The following is an 18,173-nucleotide window of genomic DNA, read 5'->3' on the forward strand; positions in this document are numbered from 1 at the left end:
GCTCATCTGGACGACATAAAATTACCAATCTTACGCCATTATGTTCTCACATTGTTTCATTAAAGCAAGCCAATAACTCAAAAATGGCTTAGATTGTTGCAACGGCCCGGCTTCATCTGGCTATTGCAACCGTTTGATTGATATTTGCCGGAATACAATCCATTTTAGACGCATTACCACTCACATGATTAAAACCGAAGGATGTTTCCGAAACAAGGATTGTGACTTTTCGCATAATTGCAAATGAGCCGAACCGGCCACAGGGGGGCGTATGGTCAAGGCAAAAGATGCAGCAAAGATTGCCGTTTTTACCCTGGCTGCCGGCCTGATTGGCTGCGAGGCGCAAAAACCTGCCATTACAATTGATCAGGCCCGGCAAATCGCCCCCACAATCAGCCGTGAAAGATCTGCCACGGCGCCACCCCCAAGATCAATTGTCGATATCGCCGATCTGGTTGGCAATAATAGCGCCGAAACACCGCTCGTGGCGGAATTCAGGCAAAGATATGAAAAGCTAATCAGCGAAGCACCCCTGCCCCGCAACACCGATGCCAAAATCCTGGTAGATTTTCATTTGCGCCGTATGGAGGCATACTTCCTGCTGGGGTATTTGGATCGCAGCCTGATCGAAGCCCGCACGGCTTATAGCGTGGCGCAGGCAATAAAAACCTCCTTACCATCGCTCTACGATCACGCGGCAAACTTGCTCAGCCAGATTGAGCGCTATGCTGGCGATATGCGGCGCGCAAAGGAATTGCGCATCGAACGCATGCTCAATCGTCCCAGTCTGGGACGCCGGCTAGTAATAATCACCAGCCTTGTGGCGTTAGAAGCTGAATTCGGTAGTCTTGCGGAAGCGAAAACCTATCTGGCAGAGTCCGAGCGGCTCTACACCACCTCGCTTTCCTGGAATGACAATAACATCTGGGGCAATGACCGACGCGCGCAGCTACTCTATGCGCGTAGCCATGTTGCGATAGCCGAAGGTCGCTATGCCGATGCCGAGGAGATGCTGCTGGAAGAAGTAAGGCTGCGGGAACTCGATATCGAGCGCGTGAGCAAAACCAACACCAGCATTGTCAACAGGCTGCTCTATTCCTCGCATCGCGATTACACAATGCGCAAACTTACGGAGGTCTACATCCATCAAGGCCGCCTGCTGGAGGCTGAAACTATTGCCCGGAAAATACTGACAAAAAAATTTCGCGGTGGTGAGCGCCAAAGCGCAACAGCAGCAGAGGCGCTGGTAACTCTGGCCGCCACATTGGTAGAACAAGGGCGTTTGGCCGAGGCCGAGAAAATAACCCGCTATTCGCTGGATACATTGCTGAAAACCGGCCTCTCTGGGGAAACACGGCTGATGGGCTGGCCGACTAGAATACTCGCTTCCTCATTGCTGGGGCAGAAACGCTTTGATGAAGCGGCGCGAATCTACACAAAGATGGTTGCGGACTTTTCCAGCGACCCTTGGGCCATGCGGTCGCATGTTCTGGGCAATCACGATATCGGCTTGGCACTTATAGGCAGCCAGCGGCATGCAGAAGCTTATGACAACCTGGATAAAACATATCGCGATCTGCGGGAGAGGCTGGGCGAGAAGCATATCACAACAATCGAAGCCAGAGGATTGCGGGCTGTAGCAATCGCTAAAAATGGTGAAGCGGCACGCGCACGCGCTGAATTTGATGCTGTGTATCTGCCCTTACTGGCACCACAATCAGATGAAAATCGGAATCTGCCGGCATTAAAAGATGTGCGCAGAAAGATCATCATCGAGGCATATCTTGCCATCCTGACCGGCGGCAATGCCGAAGATTGGGAGCGGGCATTCCAAATCGCCGATACAATGAAGGGGCATAACGTACAGCGCGCCATCGCCGAATATTCTGCGCGGGCAAAAAGCAATGATCCGTTTCTGACTGAACTGATCCGCCGCGAGCAGGACATACGCAACAAGATCAGTGCTTATTCCACATTGCTGACCAACCAGTTCGCCTTGCCCGCAGAGCAGCGCGATACTGGAGTGGTGGATGGCTTTCAGCGTGATATTGAAGCCTTACGTAATGAAAGACTGGATATACGGCAGCAAATTGAGCGGCATTTTCCTGACTATGCCAACCTCACCGCTCCCAAAATGACGAACTATCAGCAGGCAAGAAATGCGCTGAAACCAGGCGAAAGCCTGATTGCCATCTATGCCGGAGAGGATCAAAGCTATGTCTGGGCTTTGCCACATACTGGCCAGATCGCCTTTGCCCGGATCAAAAGCAACCGCGCCGAGTTGGCGGAAAAGGTCCGCCTATTGCGTGTTGCGCTTGACCCACAAGCCGCCACGCTGGGCGATATTCCAGATTTCGACCTGACGACTGCGCATACTTTGTTTAATCTTCTGCTGGCGCCTGTGCGGCAGGGTTGGGCGAATTCCAACAGCCTGATCATTGTTCCGCATGAAGAACTAAGTCAGTTGCCATTTTCGCTCTTTCTGACCGACCCAGCACCGCCGCAAACCCAGCCGACAATATTATTTGCGCAATACAGAGATGCATCCTGGCTGATGCGCAAAACGGCCATAACCCAGGCCCCCACGGTCTTCTCACTCACCCTGCTCCGCGGCCTGCCATCCGGCGCACAAAGCCGGGGCAGATTTATCGGCTTTGCGGATCCTATTTTTTCCGACAAGAATGACGAGGCCAGCTATGAAACCATTGCCGATCTTGGTCCAACCAGAGGCATAAAACTGCGGCGCAGGAATATACCCGATACAACAAAACAATCCTCGGCTGATCTGAGCCTGCTGCCCCCGTTGCCTGAGACGGCAGAAGAAGTGCGCAGTGTTGCGGCCAGTCTTGGAGCCGATACAAATCTGGATGTGCGCATTCGCGAGCAGGCTACGGAAAAATCAGTGAAAAGCGGCCTGGTGGCCAATCGCCGCGTCATCATGTTTGCCACACATGGCCTGATACCAGGCGACCTGGATGGTCTGTCGCAGCCAGCCTTAGCGCTGACCCAAAATGACGCGGCCGACCCGGAAGACGATGGCCTGCTGACAATGGAAGAAGTGCTCAATCTCAAGATTGATGCTGACTGGGTTGTGTTATCGGCCTGCAACACGGCCGCAGGCGACGGCGCCGGAGCGGAAGCAATATCTGGCCTGGGCCGTGCGTTTTTCTATGCCGGCGCCCGAACCATGCTTGTATCTAATTGGCCGGTTGAAACCACAAGCGCCCGCATATTTTCGACGGATTTATTCAGTCGCCAAGCGCGCAATCCAGGCATCACAGGCGCTGAAGCGGCACGGCAGGCGATGGCTGCGTTGATTGACGGTCCAGGAGCCAGCAACAGCAATGGCCAGCCGTTATTCTCGTATGCCCATCCAATATTCTGGGCGCCTTTTACGGTTGTTGGGGATGGCGCAACCGTGATGACACAGTGAGGCCGTGCATCATGTCATTTCAATTATGGAAGTTGACCTTGCCGCTGCTGCTTGGCGCGACGGCTCCGGCATATGCTTCGTCTCTGCCGGAGCCAGTGGCAATCGTCGAGAGTGTTCAGGCTGCCGGCATCAAGTTGGCAGCTTTCGACTATCTCGTTGAAGGGCAGAGCATCAAATTGCACCCCACCGATACAATTGTGCTGGGCTACCTGAAATCCTGCTTGCGGGAAATCATCAGTGGTGGCGTGATTCAGATCGGAGCAGAAAACTCCCGGGTTTCCGGCGGGGAGGTTTTTAGCGAAAAACTCCAATGTGGTGGCGCATTGCACCTTTCAGCCGCTGAATTGTCGAAAAGCGCCGTCATGGTTTTTCGCCAGAAAAACAACCGGGAACTGCCCAGTGCAGCAATAACCCTGCTGTCAACCACACCGCTGGTAACCCTGCCACAGCCTGGCAGCATGAAGCTTGAGCGATTAGACAAGGCAGAACGTATCCGCCTATTCAAGGCATCAAGGGTACGACTGGATTTTGCCAGCCTCGGCGTGTCATTGGCTCCTGGGGGCCTCTACAAAGCCAGCTTCCTGGGCCAAGAGCTTGTTTTTGAGATTGCCGATGACGCTGAGCGTGCGGTCGCCCCGTTGTTGCTTCGCTTGCTAAGACTGCATTAGCAATTGCACCCCGACAATCCCGTGCCGGCCGGCATATTGCCAGCCGGATTGCACCTGCCTACCGTGGAAAATGGAATAGCCGGGAACAAGGATAACGAGCCGTGTCGCCACAGACCGCGCCGCATCACCAGACTGAATCCCAACCAGACTCGCTGATTGAATCGCGTTATGCCTGGGCGCGGCTGGGGGCCAATATTGCTATTGGCACCATTGGCGGCGTGGGCATGTGGTCGATCGTGGTGGCTTTGCCGGCGGTGCAGGCGGAATTCGGCGCGTTGCGCGCCGGGGCCTCGCTGCCCTACACGCTGACCATGCTGGGCTTTGTGGTGGGTGTGGTGCTGATGGGCCGGCTGGCTGATCGCTTCGGCATCGTGGTGCCGGTGGCTTTGGGCGCCACGATCATGAGCCTGGGTTATGTGCTGGCTTCCTTTGCCACCAGCCTGACCATGCTGGCGCTGATCTATGGCATCGCCATCGGCATGCTGGGCGCCTCGGCGCTGTTTGGCCCGCTGCTGGCCGATGCCTCGCTGTGGTTCGACAAACGGCGCGGCCTGGCCATCGGCTTAAGCGCCAGCGGCAATTACTTTGCCGGTGCGATCTGGCCGCCGGTGGTGGAGCATTTCATCGCCGAATTCGGCTGGCGCCAGACCCATATCGGCATCGGCCTGTTCTGCCTGGTCACCATCCTGCCGCTGTGCCTGATGCTGCGGCGCCGGCCACCGCGCCAGGCGCCGATGGCGGCCACGGCGCGCAATCCGGGCAATGCCGCGCGGCCGCTGGGCCTGGCGCCGAATACGGTGCAGGTGCTGCTGCTGTTTGCCGGCCTGGGCTGCTGCGTTGCCATGTCGATGCCGCAGGTGCATATCGTGGCCTATTGCGTTGATCTGGGCTATGGCCCGGCGCGCGGCGCCGAAATGCTGGCGCTGATGCTGGGCTGCGGCATTGTCAGCCGGCTGGCTTCGGGCTGGATTCTGGACCGTATCGGCGGCCTGGCCACCCTGCTGCTGGGCGCGATCCTGCAAGGCCTGGCGCTGAGCTTCTACCTGCCGTTTGACGGCCTGGCCTCGCTCTATGTCATTTCCGGCCTGTTCGGGCTGGTGCAGGGCGGCATTGTGCCGAGCTATGCCTTCATCGTGCGCGAATTGTTTCCGCCGCAGCAGGCCGGCCTGCGCGTCAGCCTGGCGATCTCATCCACCTTGGGCGGCATGGCGCTGGGCGGCTGGATGTCGGGCTATATCTTTGACCTGACCGGCAGCTATCAGGCCGCCCTGCTCAACGGCCTGGCCTTCAATTTGCTGAATGTGAGCATCATCGGCTGGATGCTGCTGCGCCAGCGTGGCCGGCAGCGCGAAGCGCTGGCCGCCGCCTGAGATATAGATGGCAGAAAGCGGATAGCCGGGCGGCGCCGGCCGGCTTAGCTTCTGGGCATGACACAGACACGCCAGACCCCACCCACCGCCGGCAGCCCCACCCCCGGGAAGCAGCCCCATATTGGCAAGCAGCCGAACGATGCCGAATTTGCCGCGATCCGCGCCAATGATGCGAGCCAGGATGGCCGCTTCCTGTATGGCGTAAGCTCAACGCGGATTTTCTGCCGCCCCTCCTGCACCAGCCGGCTGCCGAAGCGTGAGAATATCCGCATCTTCAGCGACCAGACCGCCGCCGCGGCGGCCGGCTACCGGCCCTGCAAACGCTGCCGGCCGGAAACCCTGCCGGATGCCGACAAACGGCTGGAACGGGCGCGGCAATTGATTGATGCCCGGCTGGCCGCCGGCGAGCCGGCACCGAGCCTGACCGACCTGGGCAAGGCGGCGCATATCAGCCCGACGCATCTGCAACGGCTGTTTGCCGCCGCCTATGGCCTGTCGCCGCGCGCCTATGCCGAGGCAAGGCGGGTGGAATTGCTCAAAACCGGACTGAAACAGGGGGCCGATGTGACCGATGCAATCTATGGCGCCGGCTTTGGCGCACCGAGCCGGGTTTATGAAAAAGCCGACCGCTGGCTGGGCATGACCCCGGCGGATTACCGGCGCGGCGGCGCTGGCTTGGCACTGACGGTTTCGATCCTGCCCTCTCGCTTCGGCGGTGGCTGGCTGGGCCGCGTGCTGGTGGCGCAGAGCCCACGCGGCATTGCCGCCTTGCTGCTGGGCGAGACTGACGCAAGCATGCTGGCGGAATTGCAGGCCGAGTTTCCCGCCGCCACGCTGGAACGCGATGATGCCGCCGGCAGGCCGGTGGTGGCGGCGCTGGACGACCTGCTGGCCGGCCGCAAGCCCAAAGCCGCCCTGCCGCTGGATTTGCGCGGCACGGCATTTCAGATCCGGGTGTGGCAGGCGCTGGCGGCGATCCCGCGCGGCGAGACCCGCAGCTACCGCGAAATCGCCATCGCCCTGGGCGAACCCAAGGCGGCCCGCGCGGTGGGTTCGGCCTGCGGCAGCAATATCCTGGGTGTGCTGGTGCCGTGCCACCGCGCCTTGCGCAGCGATGGCGGGCTGGGCGGCTATCGCTGGGGCCTGGCGCGCAAGCAGGCGATCCTGGAGGCGGAAGCTGCCGAATGATCCGGCGCACCTGTCCATTTGCGCCGGATCATGCCAAAATATGATTGAAAAGCCGGCGCGGATGCGGGCATTGCTCTTGCGTTTCCATGCTGCTGCCACATTCTTCAAGTAATTCCGGAAAGGTAAGCCATGAAGAAATCCAAACAAAGGAGTGCCCCAATGGACATCGATATCGGCATTGCCGAAAAAGACCGCAAGAAGATCGCCGACGGCCTGTCGCATCTGCTGGCCGACACTTACACGCTGTATTTGAAGACGCATAATTATCACTGGAATGTCACCGGCCCGATGTTCCAGACCCTGCATCTGATGTTTGAGCAGCATTACACCGAACTGGCGCTGGCGGTGGATGCCGTGGCCGAGCGCATCCGCGCCCTGGGCTTCCCGGCACCCGGCACCTATGGTCAGTTCGTCAAGCTCAGCTCGATCAAGGAAGAGGCGGAAATCCCCACCGCCACCGACATGATCAAGAATCTGGTGAAGGGCCACGAGGCCGTGGCGCGCACCGCCCGCACCATCTTCCCTGCCGCCGAAAAGGCCAGCGACGAGCCGACCGCCGACCTGCTGACCCAGCGTTTGCAGGTGCATGAAAAGACCGCCTGGATGCTGCGTTCGCTCCTGGAGAAGTGAGCCGGCCTCACTCAAGCTTGATTGGCGCCCGGCGCGGGAGGGGTTACCTTCTGCCCGGGCGTTTTTTATTTGGAGGCGGCAGATGTTGATCCGGCAGCGGCGTATCTGGGATGTGAAGGCAAGCGAGATCACGCCGGAGAAATTTTTTCTGGATCGGCGCCAGGCGATTTTCGGCCTGGCCGGTGCGGCTGCCGCCGGTTTTGCCGGCCTGCCACGCGCCGGCTTTGGCAAGGACAAGGCGGCGCAACTGGTGGCGCCCGAGCTTTATCCGGCCAAGGTGAATGCCGGCTTTGATCCCGGCCGGCCGCTGACCGAGGAAAAGGTGGCCACCACCTATAACAATTTCTACGAATTCGGCACCACCAAACGCATCTATGACACAGCGCAGAATCTGACCATCAAGCCCTGGCGCATCCAGGTGGATGGCCTGGTGGAAAAGCCGTTTGAGATCGATGCCGAGGAACTGATCCGCAAGATGCCGGTGGAGGAACGCGCCTACCGCTTCCGCTGCGTCGAGGCCTGGGCGATGACGGTGCCGTGGAGCGGCTTTGCCCTGCGCCATCTGGTGGAACTGGCCAAGCCCAAGGATGGCGCGCAATTCCTGCGCATGCAGACCTTTGTGCGCAGCGACGAGGCGCGCGGCCAGCGCCAGGATTGGTATCCCTGGCCCTATACCGAGGGCCTGACCATGGCGGAGGCGATGCATGACATGGCCTTCATGGTCACCGGCGCCTATGGCAAGCCGCTGCCGAAGCAGATGGGCGCGCCGATCCGCCTGGCAGTGCCGTGGAAATACGGCTTCAAATCGGTGAAATCCATCGTGCGCTTCAGCTTCACCAATGAGCGCCCGCGCACCTTCTGGGAAGGCCTGGCGCCGGATGAATACGGCTTCTGGGCCAATGTGAACCCGGCCGTGGCGCATCCGCGCTGGAGCCAGGCCACGGAAGAGATCATCGGCACCGGCAAGCGCATCCCGAGCGTGATCTATAACGGCTATGGCGAGCAGGTGGCGGCGTTGTATAAGGATATTGATGGCGGCGCGGGCCGCAAATTATTCATGTGAGTGCATGACCTTTCCAGCCTTGGTGATTTTTGACCTCGACGGCACGCTGGTTGATTCGGAGCCGTTGGCGAACCGGGTATTCTACGAAAAGCTGGTCGAGGCCGGCCTTGATGCGGCGATAGACGAAGCCCGGGTGACGGCGGATTTCACCGGGCTGAGCCTGCAAAGCTGCTTTCGCCATGCAAGCGAGGTGTATGGCCTGGCGCTGCCCGAGGGCTTTCGCGACGTTTTGCAGGCCGAAACCTATGCCCGCATGCGGCGCGAATTGGTGCCGATTCCGGGCGTGCCGGCTTTGCTGGCCGGGCTGACCCGGCCGCGTTGTGTCGCCTCCTCCTCGGAACTGGAGAAAATCCGCCTCAGCCTTGATCTGACCGGGCTGGCGCCGCATTTCGGCGCGCATCTGTTCAGTGCCGAGCAGGTGCAGAACGGCAAGCCGGCGCCCGACCTGTTCCTGTTCGCCGCCGCCCAGTTAGGCGCCCGGCCGGAAACTTGCTTGGTGGTGGAAGACAGCCTGCCCGGCGCCACGGCCGGCATCCGCGCCGGCATGCAGGTGCGTGCCTATCGGCCACAGCCTTCAGATGCCGACGAAGCTTTTGCGGCGATGGGCTGCGTGCTGCTGCGTGACATGCAGGAATTGGCCGCCGAACTGGCCGCCTGAATTTGAAGCTGGCTGAATTTTGGACAAAAAAAACCGGCCAGCAAAAACTGGCCGGTAAGTCTTAACAGGGAGGCTCCGCGCGCGAGACGCGCGGACGACCGTGATGGCGGGGGAGCCATCGCGGCCATGATTCTTGGCCGAAGCCAAAAACCGTAAGATGCTGCGACGCAACATCTGACAGGGAGATAAGTAATGCCGTTACGGCATTTTGAGTATCCATTGATTTGGCAAGCCAGCCATGCATCAAGCGCATAGCGAACCAGGGGCGGCGGGAGCAGATCAGCTTCGCTCAACCGGCCCGGCCGGTTCTACCGGGAAATGCAGCCTGACGATTGTGCCACGGCCCGGCTCGGAGTCAATCTCCAAACTACCGTTATGCAATTCAATCAGGTTCTTAACCAAGGGCAGTCCGAGGCCGGTACCGCGCATCTGCGATACCAGGGCGGTATCGGTCTGGCCAAACGGCTCCAGCGCCTTGGCGATATCCGGCGGACTCATGCCCGGGCCGGTATCCGACACCACCAGACTGACGCCACCATCCTCGCGGATTTCCGGGCTGAGCGTGACACGGCCGCCGGATGGCGTGTATTTCACCGCATTGGACAGCAGATTAACCAGCATCTGCTTGGCCAGCCGCTCATCGGCGGTGATCGGCAGGCCGTCCATGTCATTGGGCGCCACCAGCTGCACCAGGCGGTCGGCGGCGAGCGGCCGCACCAGGGTGAGACAATCGGCCTTGAGCTGGCTCCAGGGCAGCCGGGTCAGATGCAGCTTCATCTTGCCGGCCTCGACCTTGGACAGATCGAGGATATCGTCGATCACCGCCAGCAGATGCCGGCCGGCCGAGAGGATATCGCCGGCATACCGATCATATTGCGGCACCCCGGATGCCCCGAGCAGCCGCATCGCCATGATCTCGGAAAAGCCGATAATGGCATTCAGCGGCGTGCGCAATTCATGGCTCATATGGGCCAGGAATTGTGACTTGGCGCGATTCGCCAGCTCGGCTTCCTGCAAGGCCTGGATCGCGGTGCGGCGCGCCGCTTCCAGCGTCTCGGTACGCGCCGCCAGCACCTCGGCCTGCTGGCCCAGGCTGGTATTGGCGATATGCAGATCTCGCTCACGGTTTTTCAGTTCGGTGATATCGGTGATCAGCGAGGCGGTGCCGCCATCGCTGAGGCGGAAATCGCGGATTTGCAGCCAGCGCCGGTCGCGCGTGTCGTAGAAGATATGCGGCTCGCCGCGCGCTTCGCTGAAGGTGCGCACCCGCTCGGCCACCCAGCCGGCATAATCGGTATGCACCCCGGCCTGGGCTGGCGCCGGCCGCGCCCGCACCGATGCCTCGCATACCTCGGCATGATCCAGGCCACGCGCCGTAGCCGGGGTCAGGCCAACAATATCGGCATAAGCCTGATTGCAGATCAGCAGATGCTGGTCCGGGCCAAACAGCGCCACGCCATCGGGCACCGCACCCACCGCATCCAGCAGGCGCTGCTCCACCTCACGCAGCTTGACCTCGGATGTGCGCCGCGCCGTGATATCGTTCACCACCACCAGCGCGGCTTCCTCGTCGGCATAGCGCATCTGTACTGCCGCCATGGTGGCCCAGATCACTGCGCCCTGGGCGGTGATAAGCTGGAATTCCTGGCCGGCGCCGGCATTGTCGAAAATCCGCGCATGATGCGTCGGGTCGAGCCGCGAGCCGAGCAGGCCGGCACCGATGGCAATGCCGAACAGCGCCGCCGCCGGCCGGTTGGAATAGAGGAAAGCGCCGTCACTACGCCGCACCACCACAATCGGAAACGGCGCATTATCCAGCACCGAACGCAGCCTAGCCTCGGTTTCCTGCGCCGCCAGGCTGGCATTGTCGCGCTCACGCAATGTGGCACGCAGCCGGCCGACCAAAGCGGCGCCACGTGTGTAATAGCGATTGAGCCGCCAGGCGAAGGACAGGATCAACACCAGCAGCACCAGACCAACCAGCGCCAGCAGCAGATCATCGCGCTGCCCGCTCAAGCCCATCAGCAGGATCGAAGGCAACATCGCCGGCACGGCAATGGCTACCGACAGGCCAATATGCGCCGCCACGGTGAGCGCGCCGGAAACCGCCATGCCGATGACGCAGAGCAACGCCAGCATGGTGGCTTCATTCCGCGGCGCCAGCAGCGTCGCCAGCAGCATGCCGCCGATCAGCAGGCCATTGAGGCCATAGACGATGACAAAGCGGCGGCGCCAGGCCAGCGCACGGGCCATCTCCCGCCGGCCACGCTCGGCCAGAAAGGCGCGATGCAGCAGATATTGCGCTGCCAGCACCAGCAGCACACCGCCAAAATAGACATAGCGCCACAGCGCCGGCACATGTTCAGCCAGCAGCAGCACCACCAGACCGGCAACGATGGCCTGCGCCACCATGTCGATCGGCCGGCGCACCCGCACCAGCAATTCATTCAGCCTTGGAATAACCAGCGCAGTTGTTTCCATTGCCGGTCAATACTGCCAATCGGCAACTTTGCGCAGCAGGAAATCCCTGAATACCGCAAGTCGCTTGGTGGCGCGTAATTCCTCGGGATAAACGAGGTAAGTATCAAAATTCGGCCCATCCAGATTGGGCAGCACGCGCACGATGCGCGGATTGCCATGCGCCAGATAATCCGGCAGCGCAGCAATACCCAGGCCGCTGACCAGCGCCTGCATCACGCCATACACATTGTTGACGGTCAGCACCGGTTCGCGCGGCCGCGCCGGTTCGCCAAAATTGAGCAGCCAGTTGATATTGTTGAAATGCGCCGGCGCCTCTTCGCCATAAACGATCAGGCGATGATGATCCAGATCGTCAACATTCTGCGGCGCGCCATGGCGGGTGACATAATCCACCGAGGCATAGAGGTGGTTATGCACGGTGATCATCTTGCGCTGCACCAGATCGGATTGGGTTGGTTTCCACATCCGGATCGCCACATCGGCTTCGCGCATCGAAAGATCAAGTTCGTGGTCATCCACCACCAGCGAAATCCGGATATCCGGATAAAGGTCCATGAACTCCTTCAGCCGCGGCGCCAGCCAGACAGTGCCGAAGGTGACGGTGGAAGTGACACGTAGGTCGCCCGAGGGCTTGTCCTTACTGTCGGCAATCATTGCCTCGGCGACGGCCAGGCGGCTGAAAATGTCACGCGCAGTGCGAAACAGCAATTCGCCCTGCTCGGTCAGGATCAGGCCGCGGGCATGGCGATGAAACAGCGTGGTGTTAAGCTGCGCTTCCAGCGCGCCGATCTGGCGGCTGACAGCGGATTGGCTCAGGCCAAGCTGCTCGCCGGCATGCGTCAGGCTGCCGGCCTCGGCCACGGCATGGAAAATGCGCAGCTTGTCCCAATCCAGCGCTGACATCCGTTGCTACGCCCCCCGCCCGGTTGCTACCGGTCAATCCGCCGCTGCGGCATGATGGCCGATGCCGGCAATGAATTTCTCCGCATCCAGCGCCGCCATGCAGCCGCTGCCCGCCGCCGTCACCGCCTGGCGATAAATCTTGTCCTGCACGTCGCCGGCTGCAAACACGCCGGGAATGCTGGTTTGCGCCGTACCCGGCCGGGTCAGCAGATAACCTTCCGCATCCAGCGGCAACTGGCCCTGGAACAAGGCGGTGTTCGGTGTGTGGCCGATGGCGATGAACACACCATCGGTGGCAAGCGTCTGCGTGGCGCCGGTCTTCACATGCTTCAGCCGCACGGCATTGACGCCCTTGGGATCATGTTCGCCGAGGATTTCATCAATGGCATGATCCCACACCACCTTGATCTTCGGATTGGCGAATAGGCGATCCTGCAAAATCTTCTCGGCGCGGAAACTGTCGCGGCGATGCACCACGGTCACTTCGGCGGCATGATTGGTCAGGTAGAGCGCCTCTTCCACCGCCGTGTTGCCGCCGCCCACCACCACCACCTTTTTGCCACGGAAGAAAAAGCCGTCGCAGGTGGCGCAGGCCGACACGCCGAAACCCTGGAATTCCTGCTCGCTGGGCAGGCCGAGCCAGCGCGCCTGGGCGCCGGTGGCGATGATCAGCGTATCGCCGATGTAAAGATCACCGGAATCGCCCTTGGCGACAAAAGGCCGCTTGGAGAGATCAAGCTCCACGATGATATCGTGGATGATCTCGGTGCCGACATGCTTGGCCTGGGCTTCCATCTGCTCCATCAGCCAGGGGCCCTGGATCACATCGGCGAAGCCGGGATAATTCTCCACATCGGTGGTGATGGTAAGCTGGCCGCCCGGCTGCAAGCCATGCACCAGGATCGGCTTCAGCGAGGCGCGCGCGGCATAAATCGCCGCCGTGCAGCCGGCCGGGCCGGAACCGAGGATAAGGACTTTGGTATGATGGGTCTGCGCCATAACACAATTCTCTCAGAAAAAGCCGCGCGGCGGCACGGCCATTATGGCAGCGCACCGCCGCGCGGCAAAGCCAAAACCCGGAATCGGCCAGCGGGATTTCAGAAGCCGAACATATGATCGAGGCAGAAACTCTGCTCGCCCATTTCCAACCCGTGGAAGCCGAATAGCCGGCAGGTGATATCGCGCACCTGCACCCAGCCGCCGCTGCCGGCCTCGGCCCGCGCCGCCTCGCCAAACAATTCCGATACCCGGAAGAAATAGGAACCGCCCTGGGGAATGGCAATCGGCCGTTCCGCCACGCGGCGGTATTGCGCATCAAACAGGGTCAGCATGGTTTGCGACTGGCCCGGGCCATAACTTTCCGCCGGCAGCGAGGCCGGATAGAGCAAATGGCAGATCGAGTCGAAGGGCGCATCGCCCAGCCGAAGGAATAGCCGCGTGGTCAGCCCGGGCGGGCGGTGCGTGTAGCTCTGCGGCTCGTCGCGATAGGTGATCGGCATGTTGTAGATATGGGCGCCGAAAATCGTCTCGGCCTGGTGGCCGGAGGCGCGCTGTTCATACAGCCCAAGCGCATGCAGCCAGCCATCTGCCTCGCCGCCCTCGCGGAAATCATACAGATATTCCACATGGCCATAACCGGATTTGAGCTCGCCCCCGGCGGCAGCCAGCCAGGCATCGATATCGCTGGGCCGCGATTCGCGCCGCGCCAGCCGGCCAAGATATTCCTCGGCCACCATCTCGCCGCTGGCATCCACCAGCACGGCGCGCAACGGCAATTCGGCTTGCGCCGTCGACATCGGGGTGGGCAATGTCACCGAGCGCCAGCGCTCCAGCGGCAGCACCGGCAACGGCATGATATAGCCCTTGCCGATCAGCCCGCCCAGTTGCGGCAGGCGGGGATCGGGCTTGAGATCGATGCGTTCCACATTGGCATGGGCGATGCGACGCCGGCCGGGCTGGCCTGGCTGACCGGGCTGGTCCGCCTGCACGATCTCATAGCGCGGCCGCACGAAATAGCGCCCGGCCTGGATTTCGATCTGATCCGGGAAACGCGCCTCGGGCAGCAAGGCGCCCAAATCGACGGCCACAGTGCCGAAAGGCGGCACTTCGGCATCGTAATATGAAATAGCCTGGCCACCCATCAGGTTGGCGCCGATGGCGCCGGCCGGGATGGTGAGCGGGTGGCTGTTCTGCACCCACAGCATCAGCTTTTCGCCAGGTCTCGGCGCCGGCACACCGGCATAAAGATCAGCCGGCCAGGCATTGGCATCATGGGTGCAGGAAAGCTGGCGCCCCGAATCAGAGAAACTGTCGAGCGCGTATTTCACCACGTCATGGCCCTTCACGCGCAGGGCATGCAGGAACAGCGAACCGGCGAAATCTTCCAGGCCGAAACGCTGCCGCACTTCGCGGCTGTCGATCACGATGGTGTGGAAGGCCTCGCCGAGCTTGTCCTCGGTCCATTCCGCCAACACGGCGCCATCGCTGCCGAACAGGCAGCACCACAAGGCCGGCGCCTCGGCGCCATAGCCTTTCCAGTAATTCGCCGTCACCAGTTTGGTATGCAGCCCGTCGCCGCCGGTCTCGGCAATGCCTGCGGTGTCGCGCAGGAAAGCGAAATTGGTGGCGAAGTTATTCGGATCGAGATAACGCGCCCGATTGCTGAGCCAGCTATCCGGCAGGCGCATTTCATCCAGTGTGTGCACTTTGCAGCCGGGCGGCAGCAGGCGTTCGATCTGCTTGGCCAGCGTATCGGCATCAAAGGCGGCGATCAGCAGGCCATCCGGCGCCAGCGCCTTCAGGTCAGTGACCGGCCGGGTGGGCAGGCCGAGCCGTTCTTGGCCCAGATCTTCCACCCTTTGCACCAGCACAGCAGCCAGATTGGCGCGCGGGATTGGGAAGAAAGCATCAAAATGCTCGGCCGCCGGCGCCGGCTCGGGGTCATACACCACCAGCCGGCCATAACCGGACAGGCTGGCCGCCAGGGCGCGGCCCTGGGCCATGGTTTTGGGATGTCCCAGGGCTTTGAACAGGCTATGCCCGCCAAAATTGTTGCCCGGCCGCCACCCGTTGCGGGCATCCTGATTGCTGAAAGTCTCAAATTTGAGCGCCATGCGGCCCGGGCCCTGCTTGCATTTCAATGAGCCGGGACGGTATCACCTGCGCCGCTTGGCGAAAATCACTTAGGCCGTGAATTTTCCCGTTCCAACCCTTGGCCCCCGGGTCATTTGTATAATATTATTGCGCCAACAGGCCGTTATCAGGAAATTTCATGCAAAAGGTTAAACTCGATCAGATCGACCGCAAGATCCTTGCCGATCTGCAAGCAGATGGCCGCATGACCAATGTGGAACTGGCTCAGCGCGTGGGCATTTCCGCTCCGCCCTGCCTGCGCCGGGTGCGGGCGCTGGAAGAGGCCGGCTATATCAAGGGCTACCATGCCGATCTCAATGCCCAGTTGCTGGGCTATGGTGTTACCGTGTTTGCCATGGTGGGGCTGAACAGCCAGGCCGAGCATGATCTGGTGGCGTTTGAGCAGACCGTTGCCGGCTGGGCGCAAGTGCGCGAATGCCACATGCTGGCCGGCGAGAATGACTTCATCCTCAAGATCGTGGCGCGCGACTGGGATGCCTATCAGACCTTCCTGACCCGGGAGTTGACCGCGCTGACCAATGTGGCGCATGTCAAAACCGCGCTGACCATCCGCTGCTCCAAGGCCGAGCCGGGCGTGCCGGTGGATATGCCGAGCGAGGAAATGGTGGCCGAATAGGCTGCCGCCCCTCCCCTCCCAGCGCTGCAAATAAAAAAAACCCGGCCGAAACGGGTTCGGCCGGGTTCATGCCAGGGCAGGATTGCTCATTCAGGCATGAAGGTTGCGGCCCATCTTGTCGCGGAGGAACAACGAACCAACGACAAGCGACATGGCCGCAATGGCAGGAACTGGATCGGGAACCAGCACGGAATCATGCCGACTCGCTTAAATCCAGCCCACAGCGAACCACACTCCCATATAAACTCTCCATCACGTTCGGCAGGCAGGCGTATAAACAAAAAGTAATATCGCGGCAAAATTCCCGGCTGGGGTTGCGGCGCCCGCTGGTTTGGGAAACACTGCGGCATCGCCGCCGGGATCCCTGCCGAGCAGCCCTGTCATGCCATTCATAATCAATCAGATCACCACCGAGGCCAAAGCCGCCGGCGCAGATGCCGGCATTTCAGACGGCGCCGGTTCCGGCAAGGCCGGCCAGAGCAACATAAGCATACGCTGGGTTGGCCATCGTGTGGCACCGTTGCTGGGCAGCGCCGCGCTTACCGCATTATGCGGGCTGATCGCGCATGGCCTGGAATTACTGCTACCGGTGGATCACTTGAGCGTGGTCTTCCTGCCCGCCGTGCTGGCCAGTGCGATTGCCTGGGGTTTGGCCCCATCCCTGTTTGCCGCTGTGATGGCGATTGCGGCATCCAGCTATTTCTTCTACCGCCCGCTCTACAATCTGCATATCGGCGAACCGCAGGAATTGGTCGATCTGGTGATCTTTGCCGCCGTGGCGGTGGTGGCCAGCAACCTGGCCGCCTATGCCCGTCGCCACGCCCTGGAGGCACGCCGGCGAGAAGAGGACATCGCCGATCTGCAACGCTTCAGCCGTCGCCTGGCCGATACCGCCGAACCAGCCGCGGTGGGCCGCGTGATCGTGCAGCATATCGGCGGCCCAAAACAGCCGGTGCATCTGTTTGAACCACGCCACAGTCAGAGCCAGGGCAAGCCCCCGATCCGGCCCAAATTGCAACCCTGGCGCGGCCCCTTGGAGGCCACCGCGTCCAGCGGGCATGACGCACCACCGCTGGAACAGGCCCGCATGGTGTGGCACGAGGCGCTGACCAGCAACACCACACGGCAGCAGGTGGATAACGGTGAATGGCGTTTCCATTTCCTGCGCGCCGGCGGCCATGCCATCGGCCTGCTGGCAAGGCGCCGCAGCGATGCGTTGAATGACAGTGTGCCTGACTATGCCGCCGCGCTGCTGGATCAGGCCGCCACCGCGCTGGAACGCGCCCAGCTTACCGCCGCGATGGAAAATGCCCGGGTTGCCAAACATGCCGAGCGGCTGCGCGAAGCGGTGATCGGCGCCATCAGCCACGACCTGCAAACGCCGCTGGCCGCGATCATCGGCGCCGCCTCGACATTGGAGAGTTTTGGTGCGCTGTGCGGCGAGGCCGAGCGCGCCGAACTGCTCGGCACCATCCGCGAGGAAAGCGAGCGGCTCGGGCGCGATTTCAGCAAGCTGTTTGACATGAGCCAGATCGGCTCGGGCGAATTGGTGCCCAAGCTGGAACGGCTGGAACTGGCTGATATCGTCGACGCCGCCTTGCGCCATTCGGCCCGGGTGCTGCGCGCGCATCACATCGAGGTGTCGCTGCCGGTAGATTTGCCGATGCTGCAATTGGATGCGCTTATGCTGGAACATGCGCTGGAAAACCTGCTGGAAAACGCCTCGAAATATGCCCCCGCCGGCAGCATTGTGAGCCTGACGGCGCGGCAGCAGGGCGAGCATGTGCTGATCGAGATAAGCGATCAGGGCATCGGCATTGATGGCGCCGAGATCGAGCGCATCTTTGAGCCATTCTATCGCGCCGGTCGCGGCGTTGGCCCGGATGGCAGCGGCAATCTGGAACCGCGCCCGCCCGGCAAGGGGCTGGGGCTGATGATCAGCCGCGCTTTTGTTGAAGCCAATCGCGGCAGCCTGACGGCCGAAAGCCCCGGGCCTGGCCAGGGCAGCAT

Annotated in this window: 13 protein-coding genes; 9 read left to right on the forward strand and 4 right to left on the reverse strand. The window is 61.3% G+C overall.

Annotation, left to right across the window (positions count from 1 at the left end; genetic code table 11):
* Nucleotides 1-271: 271 nt before the first annotated feature.
* From KBB36_RS13665 to KBB36_RS13695, 7 genes are all read left to right on the forward strand, one after another.
* The gene (locus KBB36_RS13665; protein WP_290981777.1) at nucleotides 272-3,433 is read left to right on the forward strand and encodes a CHAT domain-containing protein; all 3,162 of its coding nucleotides are present in this window, start codon (nucleotides 272-274) and stop codon (nucleotides 3,431-3,433) included.
* Between the two features lie 11 nt (nucleotides 3,434-3,444).
* Entirely contained in the window at nucleotides 3,445-4,101 is a 657-nt protein-coding gene (locus KBB36_RS13670) for a hypothetical protein (protein ID WP_290981779.1), read from the forward strand.
* Nucleotides 4,102-4,202: 101 nt separating this feature from the next.
* Complete coding sequence (locus KBB36_RS13675) at nucleotides 4,203-5,471, forward strand: MFS transporter (RefSeq protein WP_290981782.1); 1,269 nt, start codon at nucleotides 4,203-4,205, stop codon at nucleotides 5,469-5,471.
* Between the two features lie 57 nt (nucleotides 5,472-5,528).
* Complete coding sequence (gene ada, locus KBB36_RS13680) at nucleotides 5,529-6,659, forward strand: bifunctional DNA-binding transcriptional regulator/O6-methylguanine-DNA methyltransferase Ada (RefSeq protein WP_290981785.1); 1,131 nt, start codon at nucleotides 5,529-5,531, stop codon at nucleotides 6,657-6,659.
* A gap of 159 nt (nucleotides 6,660-6,818) precedes the next feature.
* A complete protein-coding gene (locus KBB36_RS13685; protein ID WP_290981788.1) occupies nucleotides 6,819-7,289 on the forward strand; it encodes a Dps family protein in 471 nt (156 codons plus the stop codon).
* An 82-nt stretch (nucleotides 7,290-7,371) separates the two neighbouring features.
* Nucleotides 7,372-8,352, forward strand: a complete 981-nt coding sequence (msrP, locus tag KBB36_RS13690; protein ID WP_290981791.1) for a protein-methionine-sulfoxide reductase catalytic subunit MsrP — start codon at nucleotides 7,372-7,374, stop codon at nucleotides 8,350-8,352.
* Nucleotides 8,353-8,356: 4 nt separating this feature from the next.
* Nucleotides 8,357-9,010 (forward strand): HAD family hydrolase, encoded by a 654-nt coding sequence (locus KBB36_RS13695; protein ID WP_290981794.1) that lies wholly within the window; start codon nucleotides 8,357-8,359, stop codon nucleotides 9,008-9,010.
* Between the two features lie 279 nt (nucleotides 9,011-9,289).
* Here KBB36_RS13695 and KBB36_RS13700 read toward each other — a convergent pair whose 3' ends face one another.
* The 4 genes from KBB36_RS13700 to KBB36_RS13715 all read right to left on the reverse strand — a co-directional run bounded on the left by KBB36_RS13700 (nucleotide 9,290) and on the right by KBB36_RS13715 (nucleotide 15,507).
* Nucleotides 9,290-11,491, reverse strand: a complete 2,202-nt coding sequence (locus KBB36_RS13700; RefSeq protein WP_290981797.1) for an ATP-binding protein — start codon at nucleotides 11,489-11,491, stop codon at nucleotides 9,290-9,292.
* 6 nt (nucleotides 11,492-11,497) lie between these two features.
* Complete coding sequence (locus KBB36_RS13705) at nucleotides 11,498-12,385, reverse strand: LysR family transcriptional regulator (protein ID WP_290981812.1); 888 nt, start codon at nucleotides 12,383-12,385, stop codon at nucleotides 11,498-11,500.
* A gap of 42 nt (nucleotides 12,386-12,427) precedes the next feature.
* Entirely contained in the window at nucleotides 12,428-13,393 is a 966-nt protein-coding gene (gene trxB, locus KBB36_RS13710) for a thioredoxin-disulfide reductase (RefSeq protein ID WP_290981800.1), read from the reverse strand.
* Nucleotides 13,394-13,491: 98 nt separating this feature from the next.
* Nucleotides 13,492-15,507, reverse strand: a complete 2,016-nt coding sequence (locus KBB36_RS13715) for a hypothetical protein (protein ID WP_290981803.1) — start codon at nucleotides 15,505-15,507, stop codon at nucleotides 13,492-13,494.
* Nucleotides 15,508-15,665: 158 nt separating this feature from the next.
* Between KBB36_RS13715 and KBB36_RS13720 the strand changes: the two genes are divergently transcribed.
* Nucleotides 15,666-16,163: an Lrp/AsnC family transcriptional regulator gene (locus KBB36_RS13720; protein ID WP_290981806.1), complete on the forward strand. Its 498-nt coding sequence runs from the start codon at nucleotides 15,666-15,668 to the stop codon at nucleotides 16,161-16,163.
* Between the two features lie 382 nt (nucleotides 16,164-16,545).
* Nucleotides 16,546-18,173, forward strand: a 1,628-nt coding sequence (locus KBB36_RS13725; RefSeq protein WP_290981809.1) for a DUF4118 domain-containing protein, incomplete at its 3' end; no start/stop codon positions are given.

The organism is Ferrovibrio sp., assembly GCF_017994015.1.
Taxonomy (GTDB): domain Bacteria; phylum Pseudomonadota; class Alphaproteobacteria; order Ferrovibrionales; family Ferrovibrionaceae; genus Ferrovibrio.

Coding starts and splice junctions, on each gene's coding strand:
- KBB36_RS13715 (WP_290981803.1), bottom strand. CDS start 15,507: ATGGCGCTCAAATTTGAGACTTTCAGCAATCAGGATGCCCGCAACGGG.
- ada (WP_290981785.1), top strand. CDS start 5,529: ATGACACAGACACGCCAGACCCCACCCACCGCCGGCAGCCCCACCCCC.
- KBB36_RS13695 (WP_290981794.1), top strand. CDS start 8,357: ATGACCTTTCCAGCCTTGGTGATTTTTGACCTCGACGGCACGCTGGTT.
- msrP (WP_290981791.1), top strand. CDS start 7,372: ATGTTGATCCGGCAGCGGCGTATCTGGGATGTGAAGGCAAGCGAGATC.
- trxB (WP_290981800.1), bottom strand. CDS start 13,393: ATGGCGCAGACCCATCATACCAAAGTCCTTATCCTCGGTTCCGGCCCG.
- KBB36_RS13720 (WP_290981806.1), top strand. CDS start 15,666: ATGCAAAAGGTTAAACTCGATCAGATCGACCGCAAGATCCTTGCCGAT.
- KBB36_RS13670 (WP_290981779.1), top strand. CDS start 3,445: ATGTCATTTCAATTATGGAAGTTGACCTTGCCGCTGCTGCTTGGCGCG.
- KBB36_RS13665 (WP_290981777.1), top strand. CDS start 272: ATGGTCAAGGCAAAAGATGCAGCAAAGATTGCCGTTTTTACCCTGGCT.
- KBB36_RS13685 (WP_290981788.1), top strand. CDS start 6,819: ATGGACATCGATATCGGCATTGCCGAAAAAGACCGCAAGAAGATCGCC.
- KBB36_RS13700 (WP_290981797.1), bottom strand. CDS start 11,491: ATGGAAACAACTGCGCTGGTTATTCCAAGGCTGAATGAATTGCTGGTG.